Annotated in this window: 12 protein-coding genes; 6 read left to right on the top strand and 6 right to left on the bottom strand. The window is 65.6% G+C overall.

All coding sequences use genetic code 11. The features are described from left to right. The first annotated feature begins 288 nt into the window (after positions 1 to 288). Positions 289 to 1,017, top strand: coding sequence for a TetR/AcrR family transcriptional regulator (locus ACQPXH_RS16395; RefSeq protein ID WP_433603175.1), 729 nt, complete (start codon positions 289 to 291; stop codon positions 1,015 to 1,017). Positions 1,018 to 1,335: 318 nt separating this feature from the next. Continuing rightward, the gene (locus ACQPXH_RS16390) at positions 1,336 to 1,650 is read left to right on the top strand and encodes a hypothetical protein (RefSeq protein ID WP_433603174.1); all 315 of its coding nucleotides are present in this window, start codon (positions 1,336 to 1,338) and stop codon (positions 1,648 to 1,650) included. Here the strand turns inward: ACQPXH_RS16390 and ACQPXH_RS16385 are convergent. Continuing rightward, a complete protein-coding gene (locus ACQPXH_RS16385) occupies positions 1,596 to 1,874 on the bottom strand; it encodes a DUF397 domain-containing protein (protein ID WP_433603173.1) in 279 nt (92 codons plus the stop codon). The two genes, ACQPXH_RS16390 and ACQPXH_RS16385, sit on opposite strands and share 55 nt — an antisense overlap. A gap of 472 nt (positions 1,875 to 2,346) precedes the next feature. On the opposite strand from ACQPXH_RS16385, the gene ACQPXH_RS16380 reads away from it, so the two are divergent. Together ACQPXH_RS16380 and ACQPXH_RS16375 are read left to right on the top strand one after the other, a co-directional pair. Beyond that, positions 2,347 to 4,632 (top strand): ATP-binding cassette domain-containing protein, encoded by a 2,286-nt coding sequence (locus ACQPXH_RS16380; RefSeq protein WP_433603172.1) that lies wholly within the window; start codon positions 2,347 to 2,349, stop codon positions 4,630 to 4,632. Between the two features lie 297 nt (positions 4,633 to 4,929). Then, positions 4,930 to 5,586, top strand: a complete 657-nt coding sequence (locus ACQPXH_RS16375) for a hypothetical protein (RefSeq protein WP_433603171.1) — start codon at positions 4,930 to 4,932, stop codon at positions 5,584 to 5,586. A gap of 13 nt (positions 5,587 to 5,599) precedes the next feature. Here ACQPXH_RS16375 and ACQPXH_RS16370 read toward each other — a convergent pair whose 3' ends face one another. Both ACQPXH_RS16370 and ACQPXH_RS16365 read right to left on the bottom strand, forming a co-directional pair. Beyond that, positions 5,600 to 5,953: a VOC family protein gene (locus ACQPXH_RS16370; protein ID WP_433603170.1), complete on the bottom strand. Its 354-nt coding sequence runs from the start codon at positions 5,951 to 5,953 to the stop codon at positions 5,600 to 5,602. 130 nt (positions 5,954 to 6,083) lie between these two features. Then, on the bottom strand, positions 6,084 to 7,235 hold the full coding sequence (locus tag ACQPXH_RS16365; RefSeq protein ID WP_433603169.1) for an acyl-CoA dehydrogenase family protein: 1,152 nt from the start codon (positions 7,233 to 7,235) through the stop codon (positions 6,084 to 6,086). Between the two features lie 127 nt (positions 7,236 to 7,362). Here ACQPXH_RS16365 and ACQPXH_RS16360 point away from each other — a divergent pair, with 127 nt between their 5' ends. After that, positions 7,363 to 8,010: a TetR/AcrR family transcriptional regulator gene (locus tag ACQPXH_RS16360; protein ID WP_433603168.1), complete on the top strand. Its 648-nt coding sequence runs from the start codon at positions 7,363 to 7,365 to the stop codon at positions 8,008 to 8,010. On the opposite strand, the gene ACQPXH_RS16355 is transcribed toward ACQPXH_RS16360, so the two are convergent. The 3 genes from ACQPXH_RS16355 to ACQPXH_RS16345 form a co-directional block, all read right to left on the bottom strand. Continuing rightward, a complete protein-coding gene (locus tag ACQPXH_RS16355; protein WP_433603167.1) occupies positions 8,007 to 8,606 on the bottom strand; it encodes an HAD family hydrolase in 600 nt (199 codons plus the stop codon). The genes ACQPXH_RS16360 and ACQPXH_RS16355 overlap by 4 nt on opposite strands. 123 nt (positions 8,607 to 8,729) lie before the next feature. Next, a complete protein-coding gene (locus ACQPXH_RS16350; protein WP_433603166.1) occupies positions 8,730 to 9,230 on the bottom strand; it encodes a universal stress protein in 501 nt (166 codons plus the stop codon). Positions 9,231 to 9,234: 4 nt separating this feature from the next. Continuing rightward, positions 9,235 to 10,482, bottom strand: a complete 1,248-nt coding sequence (locus ACQPXH_RS16345) for an arsenic transporter (RefSeq protein WP_433603165.1) — start codon at positions 10,480 to 10,482, stop codon at positions 9,235 to 9,237. 204 nt (positions 10,483 to 10,686) lie between these two features. On the opposite strand from ACQPXH_RS16345, the gene ACQPXH_RS16340 reads away from it, so the two are divergent. Continuing rightward, entirely contained in the window at positions 10,687 to 12,780 is a 2,094-nt protein-coding gene (locus ACQPXH_RS16340) for a serine/threonine-protein kinase (RefSeq protein WP_433603164.1), read from the top strand. Positions 12,781 to 12,792 lie beyond the last annotated feature (12 nt).

Raw genomic sequence — 12,792 nt, 5'->3', positions numbered from 1 at the left:
CCAGCCACGCGCATACGGAAGGGTCGTGATCACCGCGAGCGGCGAGGCGACCTCCTCCGTGACGTTCGAGGCGATCAGCGCCACTGCGGCAGTGGTCTGCATCGACACTGGTGAGCTGCCGCGGAGCAGCCGGCCCGTACCCGTCTGGCCGAATTCGATGCAATGAAACAGCTAACATACCTGCGTACCATCGACGATGGAGGGACATGCCACGCAATCACCAGGCAGGAGCGCGATGGCGGCGCAGTCGGCCGAATGACGCGGAATGAGATACTTCAGGAGGATGCTGTGGAATCCGCGCTGCCCGCGAACCCATCCGAGGCCGGGAAATCACTGATCGAACGGGCCTACCTGCAGGCCATCGCACAGGATGACGACACCGACCGCATCCGCGCCCGCATTCTCGACGCGGCAAACGAGCAGTTCCGGCGGTGGGGTACCCAGCGGTCGACCATGGAGGACATCGCCCGGGAGGCGGGGGTGTCACGCATCACCGTCTACCGCCGGTTCGCCACCAAGGAAGTTCTGGTCGAACACGTCATCCTGCACGAATTCCGTCGCTACTTCGACACGTTCCTGGTCGACATCGCCGCCGCCACCAACCCAGCCGATCGCGTCGTGCTCGGTTTCGTGAGTTCCCTGCGCGCCCTGCGCGGCAACCCCCTCATCGGCGCGCTGATCACCACCGAACCCGACCACTTCGTCAGCTCACTGATCGGCGACGACGGACGAGCGGTGGCCATGGTCCGAGAATTCGTCGCCAACCAACTCCGCCAGGAGCAGCGTGCCGGCACCATCTCGGCGAACCTACGCACCGACCTTGTCGCAGAGTTGATGGTCCGCATCTGCGCCTCGTTCCTTGCGATCCCGAGCCAGGTTGTCGACCTCGACGACGACGAGCAACTCGCCATGATCGCGCGCCAATTCCTCGTTCCCATGCTCGAAGCGTCGACCAATCCTGAAACGCCACAACCGATCCGCCCGGGAGAGGCCGGCCGCCGGGTTGACCCGCGCTGATGCGTTGATCAGTACGTCAGCCGGACTTCGTGATCGGTGATGCCGCTGGTCGACATGGTGGACGCGAAACAGCACCGCGTGATCATGTCGTATTTCTACCGCGGCTCTGATACTGGGTGCGATGGTGTCCGAGGCTGCCGACCAAGAACTGCTGGACACTGGCCGACCTGGCGACGCCGACACTAACCCCGCGCACGCACCAGCCACTATCAGCGACGATCCCACCAACTCACCTGATCACTCAGTCCGGCTGGGGTACTAGGCTGTACGCGTCGTGGCGGGCATGGTCGCCCGTCGAATCGCCCAGGAGGATTCTCTATGAACGCCACGCTCTTACGGACCGGACTCGGGGTCGCGGCGATCGCGGCACTGCTGGCCGGCTGCACCGAAATCGAGCGGGCGCTGAATCAGGGCGGTGACACCACCTGCCGCGATTACGTCAAACAGGATCAGGACACCAAGCGCACGACGATCACCAAATTCATCAAGCAGCAGACCAACGATGATCACGAGCCCGCGGGCACGGCGGTCGATGCCACGATGCTTCAGGTGGACCTGCTCTGCGGTGCACAGGTCAATCAGGACACCCCGATCAAAAAAGCCGATATCGCAGGCATTTTCCTCAACAAGTAGGCGGCAGGCGGGCATCGACCGGTTGGGAACGAATGGCCCGTCGGATACGCAAAGCGGCCCCCAGCTAAAGCTTGAATTCTGGGAGCCGCTCCACTGCCGCAACCTTTGCCCGATCGAACTCGCCGTTGTTCACGCCTGCGGTGAAGGCGTCCCACTTCGGGCGGAGTGAACACCAGTGCGGGACCGGTCGGGTTCTTGGAGTCTCGGATGCCGATCTCGACCACGCCGACGCAATCACCATTCAGCCCACAGATGTTCGCGACATCGAGGAGTCGTGAGTCCGAAACACCATGAACCCAAGGATGTTTCGCCTCGTCCCGATGAACCGGATGTACATCTCAGCGTGTTCCTGCACGGTATGCGCCTCGACTACGCCGCGTGCCTTACCGCCGCGCTGATATTCACGCGTGAGCACCATAGGCGGCACTACGCCGACGCTGTCACCATCGACCTCGGCGACACAGGTCGCTATCCGTGTCTCCCGTGCGAACGCCTTTTCCTCGGCTCATGAGATGAGACGAAGGGCGAAATTCAAGAGCGTCAACGGAATCCGCCGAGATATTGGACCTTCACGGCGGAAACCGAAGAAAGCGCTGGTCACGGCACATACGGCACGCTATGTGCAATTCACATTAATGTGATCTGCATCACATTCTGCCGGGCATTTTGTCGGTGGTGCATGGCATGGTGGGCGACATGCCTTTTGCCGATTCCGTCGTCGCCACGGATGTCATCCGTGTGCTCGGTGCCCGTGAGCACAATCTGCGCAATGTGTCGTTGGAAATCCCCAAGAACAAGATCACCGTCTTTACCGGCGTCTCCGGGTCGGGCAAATCGTCGATCGTCTTCGACACGATCGCCGTCGAGTCGCAGCGTCAGCTGTATGCGACATTCCCCGCGTTCATTCTCAACTTCCTGCCGCGTTACGAGCGGCCGCACGCCGAGGCGATCGAGAACCTGACGGCTCCGGTCATCATCGACCAGCAGCCTGTCGGCGGCGGGCCGCGCTCGACCGTCGGGACGATGACCGATATCTACTCGATGGTGCGGGCGATGTTCGCCCGATTCGGTTCGCCCTCAGCCGGATTCGTCTACAACTACTCGTTCAACGTGCCGCAGGGTATGTGCCCGGACTGCGATGGACTCGGAGTCACGGTGCGGGCCGATCCGGATCGGTTGGTCGACCGGAGCAAATCGCTGAACGAAGGCGCGATTCTGTTGCCCGGTTACGCGGTGGACAGCGGCGAGTGGCAGATGTACGGCAAATCCGGGCGCTTCGATCCGGACAAGAAACTGGCCGACTACACCGAGGACGAGTTCACCGACCTGCTCTACGGCACCGGCGGCAAGGTGGAACTGACCTTCGCCAAGGGCACCTGGAAGGCGAATTACGAAGGGCTGGCGGCGAAATTCACTCGCACCCGGTTGCAACGCGACACCTCCACGCTCAGCGAGAAGACGCGCGAACTGATGCAGAAATTCCTCACCGAGGGTGTCTGCGCTACCTGTCGTGGTGCTCGGCTGAACGAAGCGGCATTGGCCACGAAGATCGGTGGCCGCAATATCGCCGACTGGTCCGGACTGCAAATCACCGATCTGATAGCGGTGCTCGATGAGATCAGCGATCCGGCCGCGCTCGGACTGGCCGCCGCGATCCGGACCGCGCTGCAGCGGGTGATCGATATCGGACTGGGTTATCTGAGCCTGGATCGGCCGACCTCGACGCTGTCCGGCGGTGAGGGGCAGCGGCTCAAGATGATCAAACATCTGTCGAGCACGCTGATCGGGATGACCTATGTTTTCGACGAACCGAGCGTCGGATTGCATCCGCGTGATGTCGGCCGGTTGAACAACCTGCTGAAGGCATTGCGAGACAAAGGCAATACCGTGCTGGTGGTCGAGCACGATCCGGACGTCATCCAGATCGCCGACCATATCGTCGATGTCGGGCCGCGCGCCGGTCTGCACGGCGGGCAGGTGGTATTCGAGGGCAGCTTCGCCGAACTGCGGACCGCGGATACGCCGACGGGTGCGGGACTACGCAGGCCGTTCACGGTGCAGGAAACCTTCCGTCAGCCGAACGGAGCGTTGCTGATCGAGCATGCGAATGTGCACAACCTCAAAGATGTGACCGTCGCGGTGCCGACCGGCATTCTCACCTCGATCACCGGCGTCGCCGGTTCCGGTAAGAGCAGCCTCATCCGCGACGTGTTCGTCCGGGAGCATCCGGACGCGATCTTCGTCGACCAGTCGGCGATCGGGGCATCGTCGCGGTCAACGCCCGCAACGTACCTGGGGCTGATGGATCCGATCAGGAAGCTGTTCGCCAAGGCGACGGGGGAGTCGCCGGGCCTGTTCAGTTTCAACTCGACCGGAGCCTGTAAGCAGTGCGAGGGTCGCGGCGTGATCATCACCGAAGTCGCATACATGGACCCGGTGACTACCCACTGCGATGCCTGTGACGGACGGCGGTTCTCCGACGAGGTGCTGGAATTGACCTTGCGCGACAAGTCGATTGCCGATGTGCTGGCGATGTCGGCCGAAGAAGCCCTCGGTTTCTTCACCGAAAAGGCACTGTCCACAAAGCTGCGCACGATGAACGAAGTGGGCCTGGACTATCTCAGCCTCGGCCAAGCCATGAGCACCCTGTCCGGTGGCGAACGCCAACGCATCAAACTGGCGACCCAACTCCAGAACACCGGCACCGTCTACGTCCTCGACGAACCCACCACCGGTTTGCACATGTCGGACGTGGACACCCTGCTCGCCCTGATGGACGGCTTGGTCGACCGCGGCAACACGGTGGTGGTGATCGAACACAACCTGGACGTGGTGGCACACTCCGACTGGGTGATCGATCTCGGCCCCGATGGCGGCAAGGACGGCGGCGAAATCGTCTTCACCGGAACCCCCGCCGAATTACTGACCCACCCCACCTCCCTCACCGGCGAATACCTGCGCAAGTACAAGGCCGCCGGGTAGGACAACGAGCCGGTCAGGGCTGTTTCGTCTGAGAGGTGTAGGCGGGGAGGGCGGCGAAACTGAAGCGCACGGCTTCGGTGCCGTAATCGAGCATTTGGCGTTCGTAGTTGTCGACTGCGTCGAGGAGAGCGGAGGTCTGGGTGAGGGTGCGGCGGAGGAGGTCGGCGTCGCGCAGGGCGGTGTTGGCGCCGCATCGCCGACGCTCGCCGACACTGGGATGCCGAGCACGGCGACTGAACCTCTGTCGCGCGCGGGCGAACAGCGCTTGAATGGAAGCATTCCCACAGGGAGGTTCCGATGACCCTTACCGCTCGTGACCTGCTCGACGGGATCCAAGCCGAACTGGCCCCGCACGACGACGACAACCGCATGGTTCCGCTCATCTCGGTGGGCAAAGCACCACGCGCGGTCTTCGCCGCGATCGCCGCCGAGGAACAGCGCATCGTCAGCAGCGACTGGCGCAGCTTCCACACCCTGGCTGCGAAGACGGACGAACCACATGTCAGAGCGTTTCTCGACGGCCTCCCTCCCGGCGAGCGGCAGGCACTCGCGCTGTTGGACGCCCTCGTCGCGGCGGCAGGGCCCGACCAGGGCATGGAGCTACCCAGAGCGGGTTGCCAGGCCTACCCGGCCTATGTCGCCTGGTTGGCGCTGAACGCCGAGCCTTCCGCGGCCGCGGCCGGTATCTACGCGAATGTCGCCGCATTCGGCCGCTACTGCCGGGCCGTCGCCGAAGGCATGCGCGCGCACTACGAGTTCGACGACCCCGCCTGCGCATTCTTCGACTTCTTCGCCGCCGACACCCCCGAAGCCGAGCAGCGGGCCCACGCCGCAATCCAGGCCGGAATCGACGGCGGGCGCTCGAGTCCGAACGACGCCCACTTGTACGCCAGACTCTTCCAGAACTACGAACTCATGTTCTGGAACACCCTCGCCGACGAGTTCTCCGGATAGCACAGCGATCGGATCAGGCGGGCTGCCATAGTTCGATCCGATTGCCCTCCGGATCGGTGACCCAGCCGAATCGACCGACACCCGCCATGTCCTGCGTCTCGTCGGCCACATTCGCTCCCTTGGCGCGCAATTGCGTGAGCATCGCATCCAGATCGCGGACCCGGAAGTTGAGCATGGTTTGCTGAGCGCGGGACCCGAAGTAGTCGGTCTCGGACTCGAACGTCGCGAACACCGTCGGCCCGGCCCCCTGATGCCACAGGCCATTCTCGTCGACGCCCAAGCCCAGGCAATCGCGATACCATGCGCTCAGAGCCGTCGGGTCGGCTGCCCGAACGAAGTATCCACCGATTCCAAGTACTCGTTCCATGCCCGCTATCTTGCCAAGACGGTGATCGAGCGGGGTGGTACCACGACGCTGAACTCGAAGGCCGAGGTGCACAGCCAGCCCTTCGCTGCGCGTCCGACCGTGGAACTGGCTCGGTAGCTTGATTCGGCGGTCATCCGAATGCGCTGACTCCGGTCAGCGCACGACCGATCAGTAGCTTCTGGATCTGGCTCGTGCCTTCGTACAGGGTCATCACCTTGGCGTCGCGCAGATATTTGCCGACCGGGAATTCGTCGATATAGCCATAACCGCCGAAGACCTGCAGCGCCCGATCGGCGGCCCGCACCGCGGCCTCGCTCGCGAACAATTTGGCCTTCGACGACTCGACGGCGAATTCGGCACCCCGGTCGATCAGATCGGCGACTCGCCACACCAGCAGCCGGGCCGCGTCGACATCGAGGGCGATATCGGCGAGCAGTTCCTGAACCAGCTGATGCCCGGCGATCGGTTTGCCGAATTGTTCGCGCTCGGTGGCATATCCGACGGCGGCGTCCAAGCAGGCCTGCGCGATGCCGACACAACCGGCGGCCACCGACATCCTGCCCTTGGCGAGCGCCGCCATAGCGACGGTGAAACCCTTGCCCTCATCGTGCAATCGGGCGCTGTCGGGGACCCGGACACCGTCGAGTACGAGTTCGGCGGTGGCCTGACCGCGCAATCCCAGCTTGCCGTGGATGGTGCGGGCGGTGAAGCCGGGGGAGTCGGTCGGGACCAGGAATGCGGTGATGCCGCGACGCCCTTCGCCGCCGGTGCGGGCAAAAATGAGGGCGACATCGGCCCAGGTGCCGTTGGTGATGAACATCTTGGTCCCGGACAACACCCAGTCGTCGCCGTCGCGGACCGCACGGGTGCGCAATTGCGCCGCATCGGAACCGGTCCCGGGTTCGGTGAGGCCGAAGCAACCGAGCGCGCCACCCGAGGTCAGGCGCGGCAGCCAGGTGCGTTTCTGCTCCTCGGTGCCGTAGTGGTTGATCGACTTGGCGACCAAACCCAAAGAGACCGAGACGATTCCGCGCACTGCGGAGTCGCCGCGCCCGAGTTCCTCGAGTACCAGACAGTAGGTGAGATGATCACCGCCGCTGCCGCCGTATTGCTCGGGAATGGTCAGACCCAGGAAACCGACTTCACCCAGTTCGGCCACGATCGCGGTATCGACGGATTCGGCCCGGTCCCACTCCGCCGCACGCGGCGCAATCTCGCGGTCGACGAATTCGGCGGCGAGGCGCATGGCGGCGGCCTGCTCATCGGACAGTTCCAGGTTCATCGCGACTCCGAGGAAAAACTAACGGCGGAAGTTTCCCGTATGCTAACCACCGATAAACTAGCGATGCAAGTTTGATGTTGTGGGTACCCGCCGGTGTGACACTGGATCGATCGACCAGGAGGTTTTCGTGGGAAGGCCGCGCCACCCCTTGCTCAGCCGTGATCGCATCGTGTCGACCGCGCTGGATCTGGTGGATGCCGAAGGACTGGAAGCGGTTTCGATGCGTCGACTCGCCACCGAACTCGGCGTGCAGGGACCATCGCTCTACAACCATGTGGCGACCAAGGACGATCTGCTGGACGCGATGGTCGATGCCGTACTCGGCAAGATCGATCTGTCGATGTTCACCGATATCTCGGATTGGCGGGTGGCCCTGCGCGATTGGGCCAGGTCGTATCGGGCGGCCCTGGCGGCGCATCCGAGGGTGGTGCCCGCCTTGAATCTGGGCATGGGTCGACGGCCGAATGCGTTGCGGCAGGCCGACGCGGTCTTCGGTGGTCTGGTGGCGGCGGGCTGGCCGCGCCGCGAGGCCACCCAGGTGGGTGCGCTCATGCGGTTCTTCGTCACCGGGTCGACGCTGGGGTCGTTCGCGGGCGGGTTCCCGGAGGACGCGGCGGTCTATCGCGGAAATTATCCGCATCTGGACGAGGCGCATCTGCTGTCGGGGCGGCAGCGCGATATCGATGACGCCGCCTTCGAGATCGGGTTGCGTGCGTTGCTGGACGGGTTGTCGTTGCGGTTCGCGATACTGGAGGGTGCGGCGGGCGGACGCTAGCGCGCGGCCAGCCAGTCCGGGAACTCGGTCAGCTCGCCGAGGACGAAATCCGCTCCCGCCGTGCGCAATTCGTCGGCGTCGCAGGGTCCGGTGGTGACCCCGAGCGCAAAGACGTCCGCCGCCCGCGCCCCGCGCATATCGCCCTCGTGATCGCCGACGAACAGATCCGCGCCGTGCTCGCGCAATGCCGCCGCCTTCCCGTCCGACCACAGATCGCCGACCACCTCATCGATCCGCCAGCCCAGTTCGGCGACGTGCAGCCGAGCCAGCGGTTCGTGCTTACCGGTCACGATGAGCACCCGTCCGCCGCGCGCACGGACGGCATCCAATGCGGCATCGGCACCGGGCATGGCCGGAATGTAGGGCACGATCGACGGATAGATCTCGCGGTAGCGGGTCACGAGTGCCGGAATGAGTTCCTCGGGCGCACCGGCGTCTGCCAGCAGCATCGCCAGTGGCGGCCCGAGCCGGTCGGCCAGTTCGGCAGCGCGCAACGGCAGACCGAACTCGGTTGCCAACTGCTCGATCACCTTACAAACACCCGGCCGGGAATCGATCAGCGTCATGTCGAGGTCGAAACCGACAGTCCAGGTCATCCCAGGACTCTATCGTCGGCACTCGATCGGCCGCGCGACAGCACCTGTGGTCGATGCAGTTCACCCCCGCCGTACGCGAGGCCACCGTGCCGGCGCGGCGAGTGCGGAAACCGGTTGTGAGAGCTACTCGTGGTGAGGTGGGTGCGGTGGCGGGGAGGGGATGGTGTCGATGCCGGGTGTCGATGCGGGCCAGACCAGCAACACCGGGCAGGGGGCGTGGTCGACGACGAAGCGACTGGCGGGGCCGAGGCTGCGGGGTCCCAGATGGGTGCGGTCGCCGTCGCGGGCAACGATGAGCAGGTCGGCCCCGTCGGCAGCAGCGACAACCTCACGCTCGATGCGCCCGGTCCGCGCGAGCCGGGCGCAGGGTCGCCCCAGCCGGTCGGCGGCGGCGGCAAGGAGCCGACGAGCGGAGTCGGCGGCCAGGGTCGCCATACGAGCGCCGGGATCGCGTTCGGGGTGGCCGCGTCCGAGCAGCCCGGCGAACGCGGCGTGCGCTGTGGCGGGGACTTCGCGGTCGATGACGTGCAGCAGGACGATCTCGGCGTCGGCGGGGGTGTGGGCGCGGGCGGCATCGACACAGGCGGGCCAGGTGCCCTCGGCGATCCAGACTACGACGGCCACGACCTCACCCTTCGACGACGTGTAGCGATGCCCACAGTGCTATCACGGCCAGCGTGATCGCGGCGGGCACAACAAGTAATCCCAGCCGGGTGAATTCGCCCAGGCTCACGTCGGTGTCGTGGTCGTGGACGATGCGCCGCCACAGCAAGGTGGCCAGCGATCCGGCGTAGGTGAGGTTGGGACCGATGTTCACCCCGATCAACACCGCCAGCACCGCACCCGGTCCGGCCGCTGTGGTGAGCGGAAGCAGGACCAGGGTGGCGGGCACGTTGTTGATGACGTTCGCCAGGACCGCGGCGACCGCCGCGATACCGAACAGGGTCGGCAGTGTCGTGCCGTGCGGGACGAGGTGCGCGAGCGCGGCGGCGAGCCCGTTGTCGACCACCGCGCGCACCACGATGCCCAGCGCCAGCACGAACACCAGAAAGCTCGGTGAGGCCGAACGCAGGATCCCGACCAAGGTGGTGCGTTGCTGGATCATGGCTCGGACGGCAAGCACCGTGGCCCCGGCCAGTGCCGCCCAAGCCGGGTTCACCCCGAGCGCCGAGGTCGCCACGAACCCGGCGAGCGTGCTGGCGACGGTGGCCACCGCGAACAGCGCCACCCCATCCGGCGCCCCCTCGTCCGGCGGGGCCTGGGCGCCCGCGGCCAGGTCGGTGGAGAAGAACCGGCGCAGCACTACATATTCGACGACGATGGCCGCGAGCCAGGGCAGCGCCATCAGCGTCGCGAACCGGGTGAAGCTCAGCCCGCTGGCCGCGAAGGCGAGCAGGTTGGTGAGGTTGGACACCGGCAGTAGCAGCGAGGCGGTGTTCGACAGGTGGGTGCAGGCGTAGACGTGCGGCTTCGGGCGGGCACCGAGTCGGGCGGCGGTGGCGAACACCACCGGGGTGAGTAGGACCACCGTGGCGTCCAGGCTCAGGACCGCCGTGACCACCGACGCGATCGCGAACACCTGCAGCAGCAGCCGGCGCGAGCGTCCCACCGCGCTGCGGGCCATCCAGGCCCCGCACGCCTGGAACAGGCCCTCTTCGGCGCATAGCTGAGCCAGCACCAGCACCGCCGCCAGGAAACCGATCACCGGGCCCAGCCGTGCGGCCTCGGCCACCGCGTGACCGGGTGCGATCGCGCCGGTGACGATCACGATGACGGCGGCCGGGACCGCGAGCACTGCTTCCGGCAACCCCCATGGGCGGATCACCGCGCAGGCCAACACCACCAGCAGCAGACCAACCGACAGGGCCTCGGACAACGACGTGTTCAGGGTCCACTCCTCGACGAGAACATCGACAACCGCTTCATCGAATCAGACCAGCGCGCGGCGGCAGCCGTTAACCGAACAGGGCACGGCGAAGATCAAACAGGGGAACATTTCCGCAGGCGGCGCGAAAAGCAGGTCGCCGAGCTTACAGTTGACCGACAGCGAAGGGCTCCGGTCTGCATCGCGGAGGACGAGATGACGAGCCAGCGCCAGCCACCGACCGTGGGCTCGGTATTCGGGCACTACCGGTTGGATCGGCTGCTCGGGCGCGGAGGCATGGGCGAGGTCTTCGAGGCCTACGACTTGCGCAAGCGCCGCAGTGTGGCGATCAAGGTGCTCCTCGAACGGCTTGCGCAGGACGAGGGGTACCGCGAGCGGTTCCAGCGGGAGGCCGACGCCGCCGCGCGACTGCGCGAACCGCACGTCATCCCGATCCATGATTACGGCGAGATCGACGGCCACCTCTACATCGATATGCGCCTGGTGGACGGTGTCAGCCTGCCGTCGGTGCTGCGGAGCAACGGGCCGATGCCTGCGCAGCAGGCGGTGGCGGTGATTCGCCAGATAGCGTCGGCATTGGATGCCGCGCACGCCGAAGGACTGGTCCATCGTGACGTGAAACCGGACAACATCCTGCTCACGTCGGAGGGTTTCGCCTATCTGGTCGACTTCGGTATCGCGCATTCCGATGCCGATCAGGGGCTGACGACCCACGGTGCGGTGATCGGTTCGTTCAGCTATATGGCGCCGGAACGGTTCCGTGCCGAGCACACCACGCCCGCGGTCGATGTCTACTCGCTGGCGTGCGTGCTCTACGAATGCCTCACGGGCGCACGGCCGTATGCCGGCACCACCGACGCCGAGATCATCAGCGCGCATCTGTTCGGGCCGGTGCCGCGACCGAGCAAGAACCGGCCGGATGTGTCGCCGGCACTCGATACCGTCATCGAGCGCGGTATGGCCAAAAACGTGCGCGAACGTTACCGGGCGGCGGGGGACCTCGCGCATGCGGCGGAGGCGGCGCTGACGAGTGCAGGTGCGGTCACCGAGGGGCGCACGGCGGTGTCCGCGATCGGGATGCGCGATGAACGGACCTCGAAACATGAAGCCCGACAAGGCAGCTCGCCCGATTCCGGGACCAGTGACGAGCTGTTATCCGTTGCTCGGAAACCCGATACCGAACAGCCCGAAGCCGAGACACGCGACGCGCAGGGTGTCCCGGTGGCCGAACCGCGCCGCAGACGCCACAGGCTGACCGCGCTCGTCCTGGCACTCGCCGCCGTGATCGCCGCCGGGGCCGGATTCGGAGCCTGGACCTTGCTCGGCGATCGCAAGGGCACCGCGGTCGCCGACGCCACCGCATTGCGCGACGCCGATATCGATCTGCTGAAGATCGTCGCCCAGACCGGCCGTAAACGATCCACCTGCCAGCACGAGCAGCCCGATACCTCCACCACCGTCGCGGTCATCTTCTGCCCGGACCACCCCGCGGCCAGTGAGTCGGCGGCCCGATACATGCGGTTCCGCAATCTCGACGCACTGCGCAACTATTACAACCTGCTGATCCGCACCTTCCAGGCCACCAACTGTCCGGGCGATCCCGCCGGGCCGGACGGCCCGGTGATGTACGAGGGCAAGGAGATCGGCCGCAAGGCATGCCTCGCCAACCGCGCCGATGACCCCGACGCGCCGAAGCCATCCCTGCTGCTGACCGACGAGCCCCAGCTCGCACTGGCCTTCTTCATCTGGCCGTCGCCCAGCGACCAGCCGCTGCGCGACTACCTGTCCAAGTTCGCCGCCAGCCAGTTCCTGACCGCCGAAGCCGCCCGTGACCCGGACTTTTTCACCCCCGAGGACCGCGTCGTTCTCGGTCATCTCGGCGATGCTTTCGGTCCGGCGAACTGCCGGCACGAGCCGCCGCCCGGCGGCACGGTGAACGCCGCCATCGCATGCAGTACCCCGTCCGACTATCCGTCCGCACAGTTCTTCGGATTCCCGGACGCCCCGTCGGCAGACGCCTTGTACCGGGCCGACGTCGGGGTGCTCCGCGGACACGCCTGCGGTGACGGGGGCGCCGACGAGATATTGCGCAGTCGGGGCAAGGACATCGGCCGATTCTTCTGCTACCTGGACAACGATCCGGATATCGGCACCCGGACCTGCCTGATCGCCGTGCACTCCGACGCCCACCTGATCGCCCAGTTCTGCACACTGGTGCCGGAAAACCCGCTCCCCGGGCCGAAAACCGAAGCCCAACTGCGGGACTGGTTCGACAAGCACATCACCTAGTTGTGCGGCCGG

Source organism: Nocardia sp. CA-135953, assembly GCF_050955735.1.
In the GTDB taxonomy this organism is placed as follows: Bacteria; Actinomycetota; Actinomycetes; order Mycobacteriales; family Mycobacteriaceae; genus Nocardia.
The sequence above is the reverse complement of the archived record's forward strand: the minus strand, read 5'-3'. Positions and strand labels throughout refer to the sequence as shown.

Excerpts from the sequence above, each read along its gene's own strand:
- ACQPXH_RS16365 (WP_433603169.1), bottom strand. The coding sequence starts at position 7,235 with ATGAACCTGGAACTGTCCGATGAGCAGGCCGCCGCCATGCGCCTCGCC.
- ACQPXH_RS16340 (WP_433603164.1), top strand. The coding sequence starts at position 10,687 with ATGACGAGCCAGCGCCAGCCACCGACCGTGGGCTCGGTATTCGGGCAC.
- ACQPXH_RS16380 (WP_433603172.1), top strand. The coding sequence starts at position 2,347 with ATGCCTTTTGCCGATTCCGTCGTCGCCACGGATGTCATCCGTGTGCTC.
- ACQPXH_RS16375 (WP_433603171.1), top strand. The coding sequence starts at position 4,930 with ATGACCCTTACCGCTCGTGACCTGCTCGACGGGATCCAAGCCGAACTG.
- ACQPXH_RS16355 (WP_433603167.1), bottom strand. The coding sequence starts at position 8,606 with ATGACCTGGACTGTCGGTTTCGACCTCGACATGACGCTGATCGATTCC.
- ACQPXH_RS16370 (WP_433603170.1), bottom strand. The coding sequence starts at position 5,953 with ATGGAACGAGTACTTGGAATCGGTGGATACTTCGTTCGGGCAGCCGAC.
- ACQPXH_RS16390 (WP_433603174.1), top strand. The coding sequence starts at position 1,336 with ATGAACGCCACGCTCTTACGGACCGGACTCGGGGTCGCGGCGATCGCG.